At 55.3% G+C, this 20,087-nt stretch carries 21 protein-coding genes and 1 pseudogene; 21 read left to right on the top strand and 1 reads right to left on the bottom strand.

Annotation, left to right across the window (positions count from 1 at the left end):
- Positions 1-47: 47 nt before the first annotated feature.
- The 21 genes and pseudogenes from QOT07_RS08415 to QOT07_RS08515 all read left to right on the top strand — a co-directional run bounded on the left by QOT07_RS08415 (position 48) and on the right by QOT07_RS08515 (position 17,807).
- Positions 48-500: a head completion/stabilization protein gene (locus QOT07_RS08415; RefSeq protein WP_060432290.1), complete on the top strand. Its 453-nt coding sequence runs from the start codon at positions 48-50 to the stop codon at positions 498-500.
- Positions 497-1,000 carry a phage tail protein gene (locus tag QOT07_RS08420; protein WP_283602909.1) on the top strand — a complete coding sequence of 168 codons (504 nt, stop codon included), beginning with the start codon at positions 497-499 and terminating at the stop codon, positions 998-1,000. The genes QOT07_RS08415 and QOT07_RS08420 overlap by 4 nt, the downstream gene beginning before the upstream one ends.
- Entirely contained in the window at positions 997-1,707 is a 711-nt protein-coding gene (locus tag QOT07_RS08425; protein ID WP_283602910.1) for a hypothetical protein, read from the top strand. Before QOT07_RS08420 ends, QOT07_RS08425 begins: the two co-directional genes overlap by 4 nt.
- The gene (locus QOT07_RS08430; RefSeq protein ID WP_049232566.1) at positions 1,704-2,828 is read left to right on the top strand and encodes a DUF2586 domain-containing protein; all 1,125 of its coding nucleotides are present in this window, start codon (positions 1,704-1,706) and stop codon (positions 2,826-2,828) included. Before QOT07_RS08425 ends, QOT07_RS08430 begins: the two co-directional genes overlap by 4 nt.
- Positions 2,825-3,280 carry a DUF2597 family protein gene (locus QOT07_RS08435; protein WP_049232568.1) on the top strand — a complete coding sequence of 152 codons (456 nt, stop codon included), beginning with the start codon at positions 2,825-2,827 and terminating at the stop codon, positions 3,278-3,280. Before QOT07_RS08430 ends, QOT07_RS08435 begins: the two co-directional genes overlap by 4 nt.
- Positions 3,281-3,289: 9 nt before the next feature.
- A complete protein-coding gene (locus QOT07_RS08440; protein WP_116689923.1) occupies positions 3,290-3,592 on the top strand; it encodes a phage holin family protein in 303 nt (100 codons plus the stop codon).
- Entirely contained in the window at positions 3,579-3,920 is a 342-nt protein-coding gene (locus tag QOT07_RS08445) for a M15 family metallopeptidase (RefSeq protein WP_283602911.1), read from the top strand. Before QOT07_RS08440 ends, QOT07_RS08445 begins: the two co-directional genes overlap by 14 nt.
- Positions 3,920-4,264 (top strand): hypothetical protein, encoded by a 345-nt coding sequence (locus tag QOT07_RS08450; RefSeq protein ID WP_207979533.1) that lies wholly within the window; start codon positions 3,920-3,922, stop codon positions 4,262-4,264. The genes QOT07_RS08445 and QOT07_RS08450 overlap by 1 nt, the downstream gene beginning before the upstream one ends.
- A gap of 147 nt (positions 4,265-4,411) precedes the next feature.
- Positions 4,412-4,681, top strand: coding sequence for a putative phage tail assembly chaperone (locus QOT07_RS08460; protein ID WP_049232574.1), 270 nt, complete (start codon positions 4,412-4,414; stop codon positions 4,679-4,681).
- A 50-nt stretch (positions 4,682-4,731) separates the two neighbouring features.
- Positions 4,732-4,869, top strand: a complete 138-nt coding sequence (locus tag QOT07_RS25895) for a DUF6890 family protein (RefSeq protein ID WP_390900020.1) — start codon at positions 4,732-4,734, stop codon at positions 4,867-4,869.
- Complete coding sequence (locus tag QOT07_RS08465; protein WP_283602912.1) at positions 4,869-7,400, top strand: phage tail tape measure protein; 2,532 nt, start codon at positions 4,869-4,871, stop codon at positions 7,398-7,400. Before QOT07_RS25895 ends, QOT07_RS08465 begins: the two co-directional genes overlap by 1 nt.
- Positions 7,400-7,747, top strand: a complete 348-nt coding sequence (locus QOT07_RS08470) for a DUF2590 family protein (protein ID WP_283602913.1) — start codon at positions 7,400-7,402, stop codon at positions 7,745-7,747. The genes QOT07_RS08465 and QOT07_RS08470 overlap by 1 nt, the downstream gene beginning before the upstream one ends.
- Entirely contained in the window at positions 7,725-8,909 is a 1,185-nt protein-coding gene (locus QOT07_RS08475; RefSeq protein ID WP_283602914.1) for a baseplate J/gp47 family protein, read from the top strand. The genes QOT07_RS08470 and QOT07_RS08475 overlap by 23 nt, the downstream gene beginning before the upstream one ends.
- The gene (locus QOT07_RS08480; RefSeq protein ID WP_283602915.1) at positions 8,902-9,507 is read left to right on the top strand and encodes a phage tail protein; all 606 of its coding nucleotides are present in this window, start codon (positions 8,902-8,904) and stop codon (positions 9,505-9,507) included. The genes QOT07_RS08475 and QOT07_RS08480 overlap by 8 nt, the downstream gene beginning before the upstream one ends.
- Before the next feature lie 5 nt (positions 9,508-9,512).
- Positions 9,513-10,427, top strand: a pseudogene (locus QOT07_RS08485) (phage tail-collar fiber domain-containing protein); the annotation flags it as partial.
- A gap of 408 nt (positions 10,428-10,835) precedes the next feature.
- Positions 10,836-12,686, top strand: a complete 1,851-nt coding sequence (locus QOT07_RS08490) for a tail fiber protein (RefSeq protein ID WP_283604329.1) — start codon at positions 10,836-10,838, stop codon at positions 12,684-12,686.
- A gap of 2 nt (positions 12,687-12,688) precedes the next feature.
- Positions 12,689-13,117: a tail fiber assembly protein gene (locus QOT07_RS08495; RefSeq protein ID WP_283602916.1), complete on the top strand. Its 429-nt coding sequence runs from the start codon at positions 12,689-12,691 to the stop codon at positions 13,115-13,117.
- Positions 13,107-13,829: a hypothetical protein gene (locus tag QOT07_RS08500; RefSeq protein WP_283602917.1), complete on the top strand. Its 723-nt coding sequence runs from the start codon at positions 13,107-13,109 to the stop codon at positions 13,827-13,829. The genes QOT07_RS08495 and QOT07_RS08500 overlap by 11 nt, the downstream gene beginning before the upstream one ends.
- Entirely contained in the window at positions 13,804-14,364 is a 561-nt protein-coding gene (locus tag QOT07_RS08505; RefSeq protein WP_283602918.1) for a baseplate complex protein, read from the top strand. The genes QOT07_RS08500 and QOT07_RS08505 overlap by 26 nt, the downstream gene beginning before the upstream one ends.
- A complete protein-coding gene (locus tag QOT07_RS08510) occupies positions 14,361-16,016 on the top strand; it encodes a hypothetical protein (RefSeq protein ID WP_283602919.1) in 1,656 nt (551 codons plus the stop codon). Before QOT07_RS08505 ends, QOT07_RS08510 begins: the two co-directional genes overlap by 4 nt.
- Before the next feature lie 861 nt (positions 16,017-16,877).
- On the top strand, positions 16,878-17,807 hold the full coding sequence (locus QOT07_RS08515; RefSeq protein ID WP_283602920.1) for a reverse transcriptase domain-containing protein: 930 nt from the start codon (positions 16,878-16,880) through the stop codon (positions 17,805-17,807).
- Between the two features lie 379 nt (positions 17,808-18,186).
- Here the strand turns inward: QOT07_RS08515 and QOT07_RS08520 are convergent, their stop codons facing one another.
- The gene (locus QOT07_RS08520) at positions 18,187-19,875 is read right to left on the bottom strand and encodes an aspartate:alanine antiporter (protein WP_085116017.1); all 1,689 of its coding nucleotides are present in this window, start codon (positions 19,873-19,875) and stop codon (positions 18,187-18,189) included.
- Between the last annotated feature and the right edge of the window lie 212 nt (positions 19,876-20,087).

The raw sequence follows: 20,087 nt of genomic DNA on the forward strand, positions 1-20,087 counted from the left end.
ATGTGCTATGGAAACCGGTCTGCCCGCTTTTTTTCGGAGTAACGACGATGTTTAACGGCAAGGCCACGGATTACCAGGACGCCACGTTAACCAATAACGGATTTTGGCCGGATTTGAGCCTGGCGGATTTCCAGGAGCGGCGCAGCATTCCGCCCGATATTGACGCGGACACCCTGGGCGCGGCCCTGGTGGCCAGCGTAGCGGAAATTAACCTCGACCTGGCCAAGCTGGCGGGCCAGCTACAGGCGAAAGGTTATACCCAGGCCAGCGCCGTGCCAGGGGTGAAGATTGGCGACAAAACCGCGCTGATCGCGCAGTACGAAAAAGCGGTATTCGCCAGGGCAAAGGCGGATTTGTTGGGGGAGTATTCGACGCAGTTTAGCCGGGCACCCAGCGCCGGCCAGGAAAACCCGGAAACCCGCAGCCGGCTGTTGGCGGAAGCCGCCACGGTACTGCGCAATATGAAGGGGGCGCGGCGTTCATCGGCGCGGCTGGTATGAGCAAGTTAGAGACGCTAACCGCGTTTATCCAGGCCAATTTGCCGCCGCGCGTGGCCAACCTGGAGTTTAACAGCGACATGGAAGAAGTGAGCTTTATCAATGCGCAGCGGGATATGGGGCTTAACCAGTATCAATTGGCGGTGATGGAGTATGAGGCGGTGTTGTCCTGGGGGCGCTTCCCTTACCGCCAATTTGACCCGCGCAACCTGTGCGCGCTGTTGTTGGCCTGGTTGATTGAGAACGCCGATGAAGGGTTGATTGAGCAGGGGTTTGAACAGTCTATGCCGGAGATGGCGATCGTGGTCACGGACGATAAAACCGCGTTGGTTGAGGTGGTTATCAAGATGGCGGAGCCGCTGACGCTGATCCAGGACAAACAGGGGGTAATCCCCTTTGACGGGAAGCGCTGGCAGTTGGCAGACCCCGAAATCTGGTGGGCGTTGGAAGGGCATGTTTATGGCGTGGGCAGCACCGGCGCGCCAATCGGTAAAACGCCGTGATCATCAATGGCGAACTGAGCCGCACCCAATTGCGGGAAATGCGCAAAGAGCTGGCCAAGCTGGAGTTACCCAAGGCCAAGCGCCAGCGCCTGTTATGGCGCATGGCCAAGTACGGCGTAATTGTTGCGGCTAAGCGCAATGTGCGTAATCAGCAACAGCCGGATAGCACCCCCTGGGAAGGGCGTAAAACCCGGCGACGGGGAAAGATGCTGCGCAATATGCCCAATTTGCTGCACATCCGCGAAATGCCAGAGCAGGAGGCCGTGAGGCTTTACCTCCAGGGTGGCGGTTACCGCAACGGCAACAAAGACGTGCCGGCGGGTGTGGTGGGGTTGGCGCAATCGGCAGGCATGAACGTTTCCGTTAAGCGGGAGCAGGTGGCCGGCAAGAAAAGCACCACCGAGCGGCAAGCCACACTGCGCCAGGCTAAAAAGCTGCGTGCGTTGGGTTACCAGGTGAAACGCGGCAAGCGCTGGCGTAAGCCACCGCTCAAGGAAATTGTAGGAAATATGTCATTCGCGCAGGCCGGCTTGCTGATCCGCAAGTTGAGTGGCAAGGCGGCCAAAACGGCCTGGACGGTGGATTTACCGTCCCGCCCGTTCCTGGGCATGAGTGACGCGGATTTTAACAAAGCGTTAGCGCGTCAACTCCAGGCCATTGGGTTTGGCTGGAATGTGAAAGCGCAGGATATGAAGGGGAAACTATGAGTTGGCCAATTATTCAGGTTAACCAGGTAAACCGGCACCAGGGCGAAACCAAAGACATTGAGCGCGTATTGCTGTTTGTCGGTGCCGGCAAAACCAACATTGGCAAAACGGTGCCGGTGAATACGCAAACCGATCTGGATGTGCTGTTGGGGGCGGGGGATTCGGTGCTTAAAAGCAACCTCAAAGCCGCCATGTTGAATGCGGGGCAAAACTGGTTTGCTTATGTGCATGTGCTGGCGGAAGCCGATGCCGCCAAGAACTGGCCGGCGGCGGTGTTGTCCGCGCAGCGTGTGGCGAGCTTTGAGGGCATCGTTAACCTGGTGCCGGCTACGCTCGATGTGGTGAAACAGGCGCAAAGCCTGCGGGCGGAGATTATCGCCAAGTTTGGCCGCTGGCAGTGGTTCATTCTGTCGGTGGAGGCGCTGCAAAAGGGGGAGGTGTGGGCGGAGTACGTGGGCCGCATCAATGACCTGCAAAAAGGCGTTGCGGAGCCAGCGATCCAATTGGTGCCGCGCCTGTGGGGCAATGAACCGGGCGTGTTGGCGGGCCGCTTGTGTAACCGCGCCGTGACGATTGCCGATAGCCCGGCGCGTGTGGCCACTGGGGCATTAGTCGAAATGGGCAGCACGGCCACGCCGGTGGACGGTTCCGGGGAAGTGCTGGAGCTGGCGACGCTCCAGGCGTTGGAGGCAAACCGTTTTAGTGTGCCGATGTGGTATCCCGATTACGACGGCCTGTATTGGTCAGACGGGCGCACCCTGGATGTGGAAGGCGGCGATTTCCAGGCGGTGGAAAGCCTGCGGGTAGTGGATAAGGCGGCGCGGCGTGTGCGGCTGCTGGCGATTCCTAAGATTGCCGATCGGTCATTGAACAGCACCCCGACCAGTATCGCGGCGCATCAGCAGTATTTTGCCAGGACGCTGCGGGAAATGGCGCGCAGTACGCAGATTAACGGCGTGACGTTCCCCGGTGAAGTCAAAGCGCCGCTGGATGGGGATGTACAGATTACCTGGCGCACCTCCACCAAAGTGGAAATTTATCTGGTGATCCGTACCTATGAATGCCCGAAAGGCATCACGGTTAGCCTGATGTTGGATAACTCGCTGGAGGGCGCAGCATGACCAAAAGGATTTCTGGCCAGTCGGTTGATTTCAATATGGACGGTGATTTAGTCCATGCGGAAAAAGTGAGCCTGAGCATTACCGACAACACCGCCGCAGCACAAACCCAGGGGGTGCCCGATGGTTGGGTTGCTGGCGACGTAGCCGCCGAGGGGGAAATGGAGTTAAGCACCAAATCCCTGGCGCAGGTTACCGCCAAAGCGCGGGCCGCCGGCAGTTGGCGCGGTATCCCGCCGATTGATTTGATGTGGTACGCCAAGGCCGGCGGGGAAGAGCTGAAAGTCGAGGCATTCGGCTGCAAGTTGATTCTGAGTGACATTTTGGATGTTGACCCGAAGGGCGGCAGCATCATGACGCACAAGATTAAGTTTGTGGTGACCGACGCCGACTTTGTACGCCTGGGCGGTATTCCTTACCTGGAATCTGAATTAACGCAGAACCTGATCGGGTAAGGGTGCCAGATGCAAGAGCATGAAAAAACGTTCTGGAGCCTGTTGTTATTGGGCGCGCTGATTGCTGTTGGCAAGGTGTTAAGCAGTGATGAGCCGATTACCCCGCGCTTGTTTATAGGCCGGGTGATCCTGGGAACGGGCACGGCGATGGTGGCGGGGGCGGCACTGATTTGGGTGCCAGGCTTGCCCACCATTGGCGTGGTGGGACTGGGGGCCGCCCTGGGCATTATTGGCCACCAGGTTGTTGAGTTGTGGCTTAAGCGCAAGGGCAGCAGCTTATTAGCGGGGAAGATGAAAGATGACGTTAAGTGAAAAACAGCAGTTATTTACCGCCTGGATTGGCCAGTTGATCACCTGGGCAGGCGATCATGGCTACCGGCTGACGTTCGGCGAAGCCTACCGCACACCGGAGCAGGCCGCGCGCAACGCCAAGATCGGCGCAGGCATCGCCAACAGCCTGCACACGCAGCGCCTGGCGGTGGATTTTAACCTGTTTATTAATGGCGAGTACCAGACCCAAACCGAGGCGTATTTACCGCTGGGTGAGTATTGGGAAAGCCTGGGCGGTTCCTGGGGTGGACGCTTTAAAAGTCGCCCGGACGGTAACCACTTTAGCCTGGAACATAACGGGGTACGCTGATGGCCAGGGGGGCATGGTTGGGCCTGCTGGCCCTGGTGGCCAGCTTTGCCGGCGGTTGGCAGGCAAGCGAGTGGCACCGGGATAGCCTGGCGCTGGCCATTGACCAGGCCGCCCAGCGGGCCGGTGAAGTCTCCCGCCAGGCGTCGGAAGCGGTGGCCAGTCATTCCGCCAGGCAGTTGGAAAACAAAATAGAGGCGTTGCGTGATGCTCAACCGAAAGAGATCCGCACCGAAGTGGTTAAGCCGGTATTTACTAACGTGTGCGTGTCTGACGAATTTATCCGGCTGTATAACGACGCCGCCGATAAAGCCGAACGTGCCATTTCAGGAAAGTTTACTCGTTAAATGTCCGGAACAATTACCCAGGGTAAACGGGGTAACCGGAAAAGACCTTAGCGAGCCGTTATTAACATATTTAGATATTTATCCGCTGTGCGCCGCACGGCATAACCAATTAGTTGATGAAATTAACCAGCGTAAGGAATTAAAACAATGAGCAAAGAAGAAACCAAAGTTATTTTGACTATCCAAGGCAAAGATGTGGCCTTTGAGCCAAACACTACAGCCTATAACAGCCTGATTAATGATATGGCGATGGATAATAAAGTCGCGCCGCATGTCACCTATTTGCGCCGCGTTGTGGTTGCAGAAAGTAAAGCCGCACTGGACGAACTGCTTAAACTGCCGGGCGCAGCATTGCAAATCGCGGAAGCGGTAAATGCGAAATATGCGCCGAAACTGGAAATTGAAGTAAAAAACTAACCAACCGGCTGCGGGCTATCGATAACAACTTTATTGAACAGGCATTAACGCTGCGGCGTTATTACCTGCCGGCTGAAAATGATAGCACCGAGAATTTAGCGCGCGCCATTTGGCTGGATAACCGGCATTGGGAAAATACGCGAGTGGCCACCGCAAACGGCATTTCTTTGGCATTTAAAGGCGAATAATGAAACAGCTAGATTTTACCCTGAGCCTGATCGACAAACTGACGCGGCCCCTAAAACAGGCCCAGGCGTCAGTGACCGGCTTTGCGGAAAAATCGCAAGCGGCCTTTGGCAAGATTGCCGTGGGCGGGGCCGGGTTGGTGGGGGTTGGCTTGTCGATTAAGGGTGCATTAGGCCCGGCGATTGAGATAACCGACGCCCTGAACGCGGCGGCCACGAAAGGCATTGATGAAACCACGTTGCAGAAGGTGGCCGGGGATGCGCTGGCTTTCAGCGCGAAATACGGCAAATCGTCGGTGGATTTCATCAACTCCACCGAAGCGATCCGCAGCCAGGTGGGATTGCTGACCAACCAGGAGTTGCCGGCGTTTGTGGTGGCGACCAATACCCTGGCGGCGGCCACGAAGGCCAGCGGCACCGAGGCGGCGGAGTACATGGGCAGCATGTACAACAAATTCAGCACCTACGCCGAGAAAATCGGGCGTGTTGAGTTTGCCGAGCAGGTCGCCAGTAAAACGGCCTATATGGTTAAAGCCTTTGGCACCAACATGCAAGCCATGTCTGACCTGATGGAAGGGGCCAGGGGCGTGGGGGCTAACTACGGTGTGGGTATCGATGAGCAGTTTGCCGTAATGGGGCAACTGGAACGTACATTGGGATCGGAAGCCAGCAGTGTTTACGAGTCGTTTTATCAGACGGCCCAGGACGGGGCCAAAAAGCTGGGGATGAGTTTTGTTAACGCCACGGGCGGCATGGTCAGTTTGCCGGAAATGCTGGAGAAATTACAAACGCGTTACGGCGCCAGCATTGAGGGCAATCTCAAGGCCCAAGCCGCGTTGGACGATGCCTTTGGCGATTCGTCGGTACTGATTAAGCAGCTTTACGGCAATGTTGATTTGCTGAAACGCCACATTAACGAGCTGGGCAGCAGTGACGGGATGAAGCGCGCCACGGAAATGGCGGAGCGTATGACTAACCCTTGGGAACGCCTTACCGCTATCTGGTATTCCATCCGGGCGGCAATGGGGTTAACGCTGCTGCCGGTGCTCTATCCGCTGATTAACAAAATGGCGGATGCGGGGCAAACCCTGGTGCGCTGGTTGAAGTTATTCCCCAACCTGGCGCGGGCCATTGGCCTGGCGGTGCTGGCATTTTTGAGCCTGGCGGCTGCGGGGGCGATAGCAAATCTGGCGATCGGCGTTCACATGTTTTTGATGCTGGGCCTTAAAAAGGTGTTGGGGCCAGTGGCCAAACTGCTGGGTTTAAACCGCTTGGCTATGCTGGCCGGCTGCGCGGCCACAAAGGTGTTTAACCGTGGGCTGGTGATGCTGCGCGCTGGCCTGTTGTCTGCCTCGATTGCCGCCCGTACCGGTGCGGTGTCGTTCCTGCTGATGAGCTGGCCGATCGCGCTGTTGGTGGCCGCCATTGGTGCCGTGGTGGCAGCGGTGTGGGCATTTTGGGGGCCGATTAAGGCGTTTGTGTCCGGTTTTATTGCGGGCTTTAAAGAGGCTGCCGGCGCGTTGTCTCCCTTTGCCGGTGCGTTTGACCTGGTGAAACGGGCAGCGGCTGGAGTGTGGGGCGCGATTCAAACGGTGTTTAACTGGTTTGTCCGATTGCTAACCCCTGTCCAGAGCACGGCGGCGGAGCTGCAAGGCGTCACCAGTGCCGGCCAGGCGTGTGGGCAGATTGTTGCCGGCGCAATAGGTTTGCTGCTGTCGCCGATTGAGCTGGTGATTACCACCGTGGGCCATTTGTTTGATGCATTCGGCATCGTAAAACAAGGCTGGCTGGACGTGGTGGCCGCGTTTGATCCGTCATCGCCTATCGCGTCGTTTATGAAGATTGGCAGTGTGGTAACGGGGGTGTTTACCAAGTTGTGGGGCGTGTTCCGGTCTGCGTTTTCGGATACCTACAATTGGATCATCAACAAATTAAACATGCTGCCAGGCGTCAATATTGACCCGATGACCGTGGATGTGGTGCCGACGGTGACGGAACCCCAGGGCATGGCAGGCCCGCAGCCGGTGAAGGTGCCAACGATTGATCCGGGTGCATTGCCCACCGGCCTGGCCACGGTGGATGGACGCAGCGTATTGCCGGCAGCGGCCCAGGCATCGACGGTGGCTCCGGTTGCCGTCCCACAGCCAGCGCCCGCGCTGTTGCCGGCAGGAAGCGCACGGAAAACCCTGCTCCAGGATGTGAGCGATCCTATCGTGGTGCCCAGGGCAATGCAGGGAACGGCAGCGACGCCAGCACCCGCTGTGCCGGCGGTCAAGGTGCCGCAACCTCCACCGCAACAGGTGCAGGTGCTGGCCCAGGTACAGGGCGAGAAAAGCGCACCGCCTCCGCCCGCGCCGAATAGGTTACTGAGCGGCGGCAAGCTAAAAGGCATTGGCCCCGGTGGGATTAATAAAGAAATTAATAACAACAGCCGAACCGTTACGGATAACCGTAAAAATATTGAGAACGTCCATATTAACGTTAAGCAGGGCATGACGCCTGAACAGCTAATGGAATGGCAGGAATTAAGTTAATGAATGAACCCCTTTATATTGACCTGCTAATAGAAAATGGCGATTTCTCGCTAAATACAGGCCGGGAGCCGGTGTTATGTCATAACCGGGTGAGCATAGGCCAAGATTGCGTTCACGCTATTTTAGAAAGTGGGTTAGTGACGCAATTAGTGGCGGAAAGAAGCCCGACACTGCGCGCCGATGTGATTATGCAAATCGTATTGCTATTAGAAGATGATGAGCGAATTGTTCCAGGCACCGTCGTTATTAGCGAGGAAACGTTAAAGCGGTTGTGGGTGACGGCAGAAACGTATGATTTCGGCAAGGTGGAGGCCAGCGTTAATTATGACGACGAAACCGCAAGTTGATTATGAAAAAGCCTTAACAGAAAGTGGAATGCCAATTACCCAGGGCGAGGTTAATACCAAATTTAACGAATTGGTGACCGCAGAAGGGTTAATTACCAACACCTCAAAAATGTCACCGTTCTGGCGACTTATCCAGGCGATTATTACCGCCCCGGTGATGTGGTTAAAGGATGTATTGGTGTCGGTGGTGATGGCCAACATGTATTTGGCCACTGCCGGCGGCACTTGGCTGGAAATGTTCGCCTGGGGCGTCAACGTGAAGCGCAAGCCGGCGACGGCGGCGGAGGGGCTTTTTCGTTTCGACAAGGAGAACGCCGGCGCGATGGTCACGATCCCCGCCGGCACGGTGGTGCAAACCGAACGCCTGAACGGCCATGTGTACAGTGTGGCCGTGGTGAAGGAAACCACGTTAGCCGCCGGCACTGCCGGCGGACTGGTGCCGGTGAAGGCGAGCGCGCCAGGTGGCGCGCATAACCTGGCCCCAGGGTATTACCGGATTTTACCGCAGGCGGTGCCAGGCATCGTGCGAGTGGAAAACCAGGAAGGGTGGTTATCGGTGCCCGGTGCTGACCAGGAATCCGACGACGATTTACGGGACAGGGCGCGCAACCAATACAACCTGGCGGGCAACTATCACACGGATGCGGTTTACCGCAGCATGATCGCCAGCGTGGCCGGGCTGAGTATTGACCGCATTTTCTTTCAGCACGATGCGCCGCGCGGGCCGGGAACGGCAAACGCCTATCTGTTGTTGGATTCAGGCATTGCCTCGCAGCCGTTTATTAACGCGGTCAATGATTACATCACCAACAAAGGGAACCACGGCCACGGCGATGATATGCAGTGTTTTGCCATGCCGGAAACCCAACACGATTTGACCGTGACGCTCTATCTGGAAAACACGGCCAACTTTACGGCGGACGCGCTGGCCACGCTTAAGCGCGACAGCGAAACCCTGATCCGCTGTGCGTTCCGGCAAAACGCCGAATACGACGTAAAGAAAACCTGGCCGTATGCGCGCTTCTCGTTTTCCAACCTGGCCAGGGAGTTACACCGGGCTTTCCCTGAGCTGGAATCCATCACGTTTTCCAAAGGGGACATTGTGAGCGAATTGAACGTGCCGCGATTGAAAACCTTAAAACTGGGGGTAGCCGATGCCTGATTTTAAAGAACGCCTGGCGGGGATGCGGTTGCCGTCCTGGATGAATCGAGGGGAGCCGGCCAAGCTGCTGCGCGCCTGCCGCAATTTCTGGTTGTGGGTGTATGGCTGGCTGACCTGGCCGTTGAAACAGCTTGATGCGGTCACCTGTGCGGTGCCGCTGCTCCAGGTGCTGGCGTACCAGCGCGATATTACCCGCTTTAACGGGGAGCCGCTGGAGCTATTCCGCAAGCGGGTGCAGTACGCCTTTATCAACGCCCGCGATGCGGGGTCGGTGGCCGGGTTTATCGCCATTTTTGAACGCCTGGGCGTGGGCTATGTGGAAATCCTGGAGCGCCAACCGGGCATTGATTGGGATGTGATAAGCGTCCGGGTGACAGATGGCCAGGTTGCCAGTAATCCCGACCTGCTGATGCAGATCATCCGGCAATATGGCCGCACCTGCCGCCGTTATCGATTTGAAGTTATTAACAATTCCGTCCTGCAATTACGCGCTGGCTGGGTGGGATGTGAGTATGTGTGTTACAGCGCCGTCAGTGCAGTGGCCAGCACCAATAACCAATATTCCGCCACCGTGGCGAGCGCATCACTTAAGGGGTAGTCAACATGTCACAAACCGCGATCACCTTTGCCTTTGAGCAATGGAAAGCAAAAGAAGCCATGAACGGCTCCCGTGTGGTGCTGGATGAATTTGTTTTTGCCAACGTGCCGGGCCTTGATGCCAGCAAGCCAATCGACCGCAAAGAGGGGATGCCGGCGGCAGCCAAGATTGTGCATCGCCAGGCTGTCAACAAAACCGGCGTCGTGAACAATAACGCCGTGGTGTATTCGGTCACCCTGGGCACCGAGGTAGGCGATTTCGACTTTAACTGGATCGGCCTGGTGAATAAGGCCACCAACACGGTGGCGATGATTGTCCATGCGCCGATGCAACGCAAGGTGGCCAACCGTGCAGGCCAGCAGGGGAATGCCATCACCCGTTCCTTTGTGATGGAGTATGACGGCGCGGCCAAAGAGACAGCGATCACCACGCCGGCAGAAACCTGGCAGATTGATTTTACCGCGCGCCTGGGCGGCATTGATGAAATGCAGCGTCTGATTAACCGTGACCATTACGGTGCCGGCGCATTCTTTGGCAATGGGTTCCTGGTGGCCAAAGCCGGCGCGCAATATTTCGTAACGGCGGGCACCGGCTATGTGGGCGGACTGCGCGCGGTGTTGGCGGCTAACCAAAACATTACCGTGACAACCAAGCCTATCAAGGTCTGGGCCGATGTGAGTTTGCAGGGCAACGTGGTAAGCCAGTGGGCTGGCATGGTGAAGTTTACCGTTGCGGCCACCGCAGCGGATTACACGGATAACGCCGGTTTTAAACACTACGTATTTGCGGTGGCCAGCATCGATGCCGCCGGCAACATTACCGACCTGCGCCCGCAAGGTTCGCTGTCCGACCAGGCCGGCAATGATGCCTATTTGCGTAAGGACGACAATTTAGCCTCACTCAAGGACAAATCAAAAAGCCGCGGTAGTTTGGGCCTGGGCACCGCCGCCACGCGTAACGTGGGTGTAGCTGTCGGCCAACTGATGGAGGTCGGTGCCTTTGGCCTGGGTATGGGTTCCCGTCATCGTGATGATGCCTACAGTAATCAGGCTGAAATCTACCGGGTAAATAACCTGTCCAAAAATACCCCCGGCGGTGAAGTTTACGGCGTTGTCAGTTTGCCGTGTGATGGTGGGCCGTCCGGTGCTTACATCGCGGTACAAAACAACGGTAATGCGTTCTTTGGCCGCTCAAATATCCCGGCTAATGGGGTGGAGTGGTGCCAGGCATATACCACGAAATTTAAACCAAAGGCGCAGGATGTGGACGCCGTATCCGCTAGCCAGGGCGGGGAGTTTCAAAAGGAAATCCAGGCATCTGGCGGGGTGATGGTGGCCAACAGTTGGAAAGCCAAACCCGGCGGCCTTTTCCCAGGGAACGGGGACGGGGCCAGTTATGAAACCTGCAACGTGGATATTAAAAGCTGGTATGGCCTGGGTTTTTACAACACGTGCAAAGAGGGCATACAGGGCCGCACGGCATTTTTGAACGTGCGTACCGGGTCATTTTCGGCCAAGGGTCGGATCACCGGCGCATCCATATGGGATGGCAATGCCCGCGTTTACTCACCCGCTAATAAGCCCACGGCGGCAGACGTCGGGGCGTTAACCGATGCCCAGGCAGCGCAAAAATATGCCCTGCGCTCTATCCGTATAAACGGCAAAGCGTTGACCGGTGATGTGAACTTGCTGGCGTCAGATGTGAATGCCTGGAACAAAACGGAAGCGGACGCGCGCTATGTAAAACAGAGTGGCGACACGATGATCGGGCCGTTGGCATTGCCGCGCGTGGTCTTCCCTAACGGCAGCACGGTTAACGCGGCCACCGATGTAGATCGCCCTAATGGCTTCACCGTGGAAGGGCTGACCACAACGAATAAGGGATACCCGGTTGTGGGTTCTCTTGGGGTCTTACTGACAGCCAAAGTTAACGAATTCCGTAATGTGCAATTGGCTATTGGGTCGGGTACTACCGAGTTCTTTATTCGTTCCCTGCGCAAGGATGCGACGACCAATGACAAATGGGATCGGGTTTATACCACGTCATACAAGCCGACGATTACTGATGTAGGGGCGGCAGATCATAGTAATAACTTTGCTGCCAGGATGGGGGTTGCCCGTGTGATCACCGGTGCAGAAAAGCCAACATCCCCCGGCGTATGGGGCGTGGAAAATAGCACCTGGGCACCTGTTGCGTGGGGAACGCTGTATGTGACAACCAACGGCACCAATTTAAGCACTGTCCCTGGCAACGGGAAATTTATTCACTATTTGTTTATCGCTCACGGAAATGCGAACAAGTTCTATGTTGCAACGGATGTAAACGGCGGATTCACTGGTTGGGAAAGCTATTTACCAAGGAACGGCGGCCAGCTTTCAGGCGCGTTGAAAAGCAGCGCTGAAATTTCCGCGAAATATCTTTCAACACCGACGGGCGCGCCACCCGAGGGCAGCGGCGCTTTTTCTGCGCAACTCGATACGAAAGCCCCGTTCTATCAGGAAAATTATAATTGGGACGTTGCCGAAGGTGGCCGCTATGTCCCACTGGTTAAGGGTAAAAGCACCCGAAAGGGGCAAGGCTACCCCACTGCCATAAGTTTTGGTTATCTGATGGATGGGAAAGGCAGTTTTGCTAAGCCTTGTATCCATGCGCGAGGTGATAACAATGCGGAAGCAGTCTGGCAGTTTGACCCCAACAGCAAACAGTTTATTGCGCCGGGCAATCTGATGGCCGGCGGGGCTGTCTATCAGAACGATGGCAACGTCAGCGGCTCTGTTTGGGGCGGGTATCTTAGCAACTGGCTGAATGAGAATTTCAATGGCCGCGTTGATTGGGGTACGTACAACCGGGATGTGGGAGCCAGAGCCACCATTGATTTTGTTAACAGTCGTTCAGCCGTCGCCGGCGGTCGCAATGCCTGGTGGTACAAGGACGAAGTGACAGGATTCATTATCCAGGGTGGCGTGGTTAATCGCGCTGATTATGCAACACGCGTCAATTTCCCCCGTGGCTATGCGCGGGAGTGTTTCGGTGTGCAACTGACGTTGGCCACCTCCAACGGGAATTGGTTTGGTGATAGCCGGGTCAATATCCAGGCGCGTGATCTGGATAACAACGGGTTTAATGCAATGATGGACGGTCAGGAACAGGTCGTGTTCTGGCAGTCGGTGGGGGTGTAACGATGAGCTATGGATTTAGCGCAACGACCAAGGCTTTCTATGTGTACGAAGACCAAGAAAGCTATGAGGAAAACGGCAACTGGCCAGCGGACGTAAAGCCCGTTAGCGATCAGATGTGGGAAAAATATTGCACGCAAGGCCCGGCAGGCAAAGAACGCGGGGCTAATAAACGCGGCTTGCCGTGTTGGGTAGATATTCCCCCGCTGGCACGTGAAGCGCAGGCAGACGCCGCCACCTGGCAAAAAGGGCAGTTGCTGGAAAAGGCAGGCAAGGCGATCGCGCCCCTCCAGGATGCTGATGATTTAGGGCTGGCGACGGAAGAAGAAACGGCGCTTTTGTTGGCCTGGAAAAAATACCGTATTGCCATCAACCGCATCGATGTGGAGCAGGGCGATGCGATTACCTGGCCGGAGGTGCCGAATGTGGCGTAAGGCGGTGTTGCGTATGCCTGGCGATATGCAGTCTTTGACATGCTCAATGGTGCCGGCGCATCCGTGGGTTTATGGCGTGGGGCGGCAGGAGTCATCCGGCAGCTACCTTAGCCCAGCCAATGCCGTGGATTACCTGGCGGGCAAGTTGGCCGGCCAGGGGGAAGAAATCAGCGCTACCGTATTCATGCTTTGCGCTAACTCACACGGTGAATTTATGCCGCAGATTGCAGCGTTGGCGGGGGTGTTGCCTTTGCCAGCACTTAACCAGGTGCAGCGCATGGCGCAGACTGCCGCCACCCAGGCAATTACCCGGATGCAATTGCCTGGGAAAATGGGGGCTGGTTTGCCGGCGGCGGTGCCGCTTTCGACCGGTGCCCAGCGTCTGGCGTTAAATGCGCAGCGTATTGCGGAAGCCAAGGCTAGCGCAGCCATAGGGGCCAGCGTGGACGGCTTGCAAGCGGCGCTGGCTGGATTTTCCCAGGCCCGGCAATCTGCCCTGGAGGGGATAAGCCAGGCAATGATCGCTTTACAAGGGAAAAGCGCGCCGGCGTGGGCATTTACGGCAAAAGGGGTTGGTGCCAGTGTTGGCGCGGCGATGAGAAAAGATATTCCCCGGCAGGATGCTGTTTTTACCCTGGCGGTGTTGTTCGTGGGCAAGGATTTGGGGCAACTGGAGGCAATGATCCATGACGATAGTCACGCTGGCGCTTAATGGCGAAGCTATCCCGTTAAAAGGCGTCATGGTCACGCCAATGATGCAATTTCAGGATAAAGACCAGTCTGGGCAGACGTCCAGTACGGCCAACGCCGAACAGGGCATAAAGCCCAAAGAATTGCGTATTTCCGGCATGATCCCCTTTAGCGAAGCCCAGGCGTTAACTCGCCTGTTTGCCCTGGCGGAGGCAACGGAAGGCGGCAAGCTGAAACGCTACCGTGTGGCCAACCACACCGCCCAGGCAATTAATTTTAGGCTGGCGACGTTCACCGGCTCGATTGATGCACCAAAGCAGGACGGCAAGCAAGCCTGGCTGGTGACGTTCACCCTACGCGAGCACCTGAGCGTACCGGAAAAAAAAGATGCGCGGGAAGGTAGCAAGACTACCGCCAAAAAGCAGACTCCAGGCGCAAATGGCCAGGTTAACGGGAACGGCGCGGCGGCTGAGGATGAACAAAAATTGAGTTGGTTCGAGCGTAAAGTATTGAAGCCGGCAGATGATGCGCTTGCTGGCGTAGTGGGGGGCGAATGAAACCGATTAAACGCCTGATGTTGTCCGGGGATACCGTGCCCCTGGTTGATTTTAATTTGGTGTTGGAGCTGAACGGCTGCGGGCGCGGGTTTATTACCGCGCAGACGGATACCGATTACACCGGCAAACTGGTGCGCCTCGATGCAGGCTATACGGATAACATTTTGCGTTGGTTTACGGGGTATGTGGAACGCGCGCAGCCGGCAGAAACAGGTTCTCAGCGGCTTTTTGTGCGTGAATTGGCTGGCGTGTTTGAAAGGCTTTGGCCGTGTTCCTTCCAGCATCCGACACTGCGCCAGGTGGGCAAGTGGTTGGAGGAAAACAGCGGGTTAACTATCGCGTTGCCGGCGAAGGCGGATTACCTGGACAAGCCGATCCCCCATTTCACCCACAGCGGGACGGGCTACCAACTGTTGGCCAATTTGGGGCCGGCGTTTGGGGTGCCTGATTACGTTTGGCAACCGCTGCCGGATGGTAGCGTGTTCCTGGGCAGTTGGGCGCATTCCATGTTTGCCGGCAAGCCGGTAGATATTCCCGCCGAGTTTAGCCAGGCACGCGCCGGCGGTAACAGCATGACCTTGCCTATGGTGCAAGCCTTGCGGCCTGGTGTGGTGGTCAATGGCCACCGGCTTTCGAGTGTTCGCCTTGAGAATGACGACACCACGATCACCTGGTTGGCCAAAAATCCGTTAACGGGTAAGTCTATGGCCATGACGCCGGCACAGCGCCAGATTGATGCCGCTTACCCGGAGTTGTCTGCGGGTTTGCATCTGCCCAAATTCGCCAGGGTAGAAGCCCACGCGGAGGGCGTCAGCAGCGGCGACCTGGCCGATCCATTCCGGCCACGTTATGCCGTCGATTTGCAGTTGTTGGACGCCGACGGAAAGCCGGCAATAAACACGCCGATTTACCCGGCGGTGCCGTTACCGTTGCCGATGGCGGGCCAGGATTCGGGCATGTTCCAGTTTCCGCAAGTGGGAACGCTGGTCGAGGTTGCGTTTACCGATGGGCGGCCCGATAAGCCGTTTATCCGTCAGACGCTGGCCCAGGGCAATACGCTGCCGGATGTGAAGCCAGGCGAGCAGCTACAGCAGCAGCGGGAGGAAGTATCCCAGCGTGTGACCCAGGCAGGGAATTGGGAACGGAAAACCGACCAGGCGATCCGTGAAAGTTCCATGACCAGGGAGATCCAGGCCGACGAAGAAACACGCACCTTGGTGGCCAGGACTACAACGGTGCAGGCCACGGATAAAACCACGGTGCTGGGCACGTCCACCTTGCTGGCCGGTGCAGTGCAGCATATTGCCGAAGAGGATTACAGCGTAGCGACCCAGGGTAATTTGGTGGCCAGTGTGGGAGGGGATGCCACCACGGCGGTGGCCGGCAGCCTGATGGAGAAAATAGGCAAAATCCGTAGCAGTATTGCGGCGGTGCGCCAGGATGTGATTGCCCCGGTGGTGTGGGTAGGTAGCCAGCAAATCAACGTGATGGCGCTAATGCTGGATACGCTGGAGGTGGTGCAGGAGCTGGCGCAGCAGACCGCCGCCCATACGCACAGCAATACCGGCGGGCCGCAGAACGCCGCAGCTATCAGCGCCGCCGGCACGAAGTCTGGCCAGTTGAAAACCAAGTACGCGCCAGTGATTGGGTAGGGATACATATTGATCGCTCGCACCGATCAATAACGGGTAATTGATCTACACAACCAATTATCTATTGTGCGTGTAACAGTGTAGAAATTAAGCAGCAGTACATAACAGCACCAGGGAATACCGGCCCGCCTCGCGCGGGCTTTTTCATGCCTGCCATTTGGCGAGCCTGTGCGCGCCGCTAAGCCCTCAATCACTCCAGATACAAACCCACTCGACCAAATCCGATCACCGCAGCAGCGAGCCGCCAGCGCGGCAGAATCGCCACGAAATCAACGTCACACCCACGGAAACGGCACTACACCGCACCCGCCTGCACGATTTGGATCAGGAAATTATTTCAGTTTTGATTTTCTACAAACCACCCCGCCAGGCCGCGCCGTGACTGGGGCTTTGCGAGCAATTCCAAACTGAAAAGATTGAAAAGAATTTCATGTTATTTCAGTTTACGGATCGCGCAGTGTTATAGCTAAAATTGTCAATTAATTGAAAAATAAAGAATAAATATGAATTACGTGGATCGCGGGGCGTTTGGAATGGATCGCGCAGGAATGCCAGCAGAACTTGGCAAGCCAGACGCCGCAAGGGTTTGGAGACCGTGTGGTTTTTTTGTGAAACTGAAATTGTTTCGCAAAATTAAAGATTGGCTGTAAGCTTAGGCTTCCTGACGTTAGCTGGTTGATTCCAGCATCTCTGTACCTGTCGTTCTACGACTTGTAGCAATTGTCACTATTCGCCGCGCCCCGCGTTTCGAGTAGCCGAATTGTTGCATTACTGGGAAATCATTTTCGCGGATTTCTGGGTTTTAGTTTGGGCTAGGCGCTTGCGCTAAGAATCGTCGGGAAATGTACAGAGAGAACAAGTATGAAGAAATTCAAACTTGGCTTAGCTAAAGTGCTCAAGGGTGTTTGCACACTCTGCGTTTTTCTCAAGGTTTTCGTTCCGTTCCTAAACGATGCGATTTCACTTGCTGAGAAACTGTTGAGTTACTTTGGCATAGCCCTCAACTACCTTTTCCTAAGGCGGTTTTTTTTAATGGTAAAGTGGGAAAGCAAATTTGAAATAAAAAAAGATCGGTGGGTATATGTTCCAACTGATGAGGTACGGTTGTATGGCGAGGAATTACATAAGTATCTGAGAAAACGATGGGTCCCTCCTTTATATTTTTATCATTTAAGAGATGGTGGACATGTCGCTTGCGCAAAAAAACATTTGGGAAACGAATATTTCGCTCTTATTGATATAAAGAATTTCTTTGAGTCAACTGGGCAAAGTAGAGTTACTCGTGAAATAAAAGCTTATTTTAAATATAATGACGCACGAAGGATAGCAAAACTATCAACGGTAAGGAACCCACTACCTGTAGGGCCAATGTACATCATACCTTACGGTTTCCCACAGTCACCAATTTTATCTACTCTATGTTTGCACAAATCTTATTGTGGCGGCTTATTTAAGAAATTGGACTCCAGTTTCGGCATTGAAATTTCCATTTATATGGACGACATAATTATATCTGGAAATGATCTTGAGTTGTGTAATTTAAATTATAATTTAATCTGCGATGGGTTGATAAGATCGGGTTATGAAGTGAATGAAAAGAAATCCCAGGCTCCATCAAAATCAATTAGAGCATTTAACTTAGAGCTAAAAAAACACTCCTTAAGAGTTCTATCTAGTCGCGTCGTTGAGTTCTTAATGGCTTATATCAAAAGTGACAATCCTCATGTCCGTAAAGGAATTGCTTCTTATGTTGGTAGCGTCAATGTTGAGCAGGCTAAACTTTTTAGGTGAAACGTAACCTTACAAAGTGCAACTGATGGCATTCACATTTTTTAAGCCGCACGATTACGTTAACGTGGTGCTCAAAAGATGAATAGCTAGGCTGTTGGTGGAACTAACTCAGTGTGGTCGTTGCATCTCTGCCGCCAATCTATCGCCACCAGTTTGAAGGGGTGAATCTATCCTATTGTTATGTAATGTTATTTTTCAAAGGCAACAAAAAACCCGATAGTCTTGAACCTAAAAAGGCGGGACTAACGGGCTCCACAAAATGGGGACATCAAAGAAAAGCAGTGGCACTAATTAAGACTACCCCCTGAAAGGAAAGTTCTCACCGGGGATAAAAATTTCAAATTATTTTTGCCACTGATTCATCTTCTTTGCTTATCGGTTAGCCGAGGATCCCCGGCCATAACACCACAATCAGCGAGCCCGCCAGGGTTAACAGTACGTTAGCGATGGCGTAGGTCCCGGCATAGCCCAGCGCCGGGATGTTGCTGCGCGCGGTGTCGCTGATAATTTCCATCGCGGGTGCACAGGTGCGGGCCCCCATAATCGCACCGAACAGCAGGGCGCGGTTCATACGCAGCACGTAGGCGCCGAACAGGAAGCAGATCACCACCGGTACCAGACTGACGATTAACCCGGAGATTAGCATCTGGCCGCCAACGGCACCGAGGCTGTTGCCGATACCGGCACCGGCGCTCAGACCGACACCGGCCATAAACACCATCAGGCCGAACTCTTTCACCATGTTCAGCGCGCCCTGCGGAATGTAGCCGAAGGTCGGGTGGTTGGCACGCAGGAAGCCGAGCATGATGCCCGCCATCAGCAGACCGGCGGCGTTGCCGATGCCGAATGAGAAATTGCTGAACTGAATGGTGATCTGGCCAATCAGCAGCCCGATGATAAAGAAGGCGCAGAAGGCCAGCAGGTCGGTGACCTGGCTGTGGATTGAGATAAAGCCGATCTTCTCCGCCACGCTTTTCACCCGTCGGGCGTCGCCACTGACCTGCAGCACGTCACCTTTGTTGAGCACGATACTGTCGTCGATAGGCATTTCAATCTGACTGCGGATCACCCGGTTGAGGAAGCAGCCATGATCGGTCAGTTTCAACTGGCTCAGGCGCTTGTTCACCGCATTGCTGTTCTTGACCACGATCTCTTCGGTGACGATGCGCATGTCCAGCAGGTCACGGTCGAACACTTCTTTGCCATTACGGAAGCTGGGATCCAGCCGCGCATGGGCATCCGGATAACCAACCAACGAAATCTCATCGCCCACCTGCAGCACGGCGTCGCCGTCCGGGTTAGCCAAAATACCGTTGCGGCGGATACGTTCGATATAGCAGCCGGTCTGACGATAAATGCCCAGCTCACGCAGATTTTTGCCATCGGCCCAGGCCACCAGTTCCGGGCCAACGCGATAGGCGCGGATGACCGGCAGGTAAACCTTGCGTTGGCTATCGGTGTCCAGGCCGCGTTCACGGGCAATTTGCTGGGCAGAGGTGGAGAGGTCTTGATGTTGCAGCTTGGGCAGATAGCGCGCGCCGAAAATCAGGCTCACCAGGCCAATCAGGTAAGTCAGTGCGTAGCCGAGGCTCAGATGATCCTGCGCCGCCAGCAGGGCGGGACCATTGGTGATGGTATTACGCAGCGTATCGCCGGCGCCCACCAATACCGGGGTCGAGGTCATGGATCCGGCGAGCATGCCGGCGGTCAGGCCGATATCCCAATGGAACAGTTTGCCGAGGCCGATGGCGATCACCATTGCGGAACCGACCATCACCAGCGCCAGCATCAGGTAATTTTTACCGTCGCGGAAAAATATCGAGAAAAAGTTAGGTCCGGCTTCCACACCCACACAGAAAATAAACAGCATAAAGCCGAGATTCAGCGCTTCGGTGTTAATGGCGAAGTGTTGTTGGCCGAGCAGCAGCGAAACCACCAAAACACCAATGGAATTACCGAGTTGAACGGAGCCCAGACGGACTTTACCGAGGCACAGCCCCAGTGCGAGTACCACGAACAGTAACAGGATGTAGTTACCGTTTAACAAACTAGCGACGTTTATGTTCACGTAGGATAACTTATTGTTTACCAGTAAGTGCTTGATATAGATAAATATAAGATATAAATTCAGTCAAAAAGCGACGTCATAAATAACTAACCAGCGAAAGGCGATTCGAACCATCGATCGGCGGCGTTTATTCTAGTCGCTATGGCGCGTGACAGCCAGCATAAAGCTGGATCCATGCCCTGCCGAAAGCATTTAACTCTCTTTAGGCCAAG

Origin of the sequence: Serratia proteamaculans (genome assembly GCF_949794035.1) — a bacterium.
Classification (GTDB): domain Bacteria; phylum Pseudomonadota; class Gammaproteobacteria; order Enterobacterales; family Enterobacteriaceae; genus Serratia; species Serratia proteamaculans.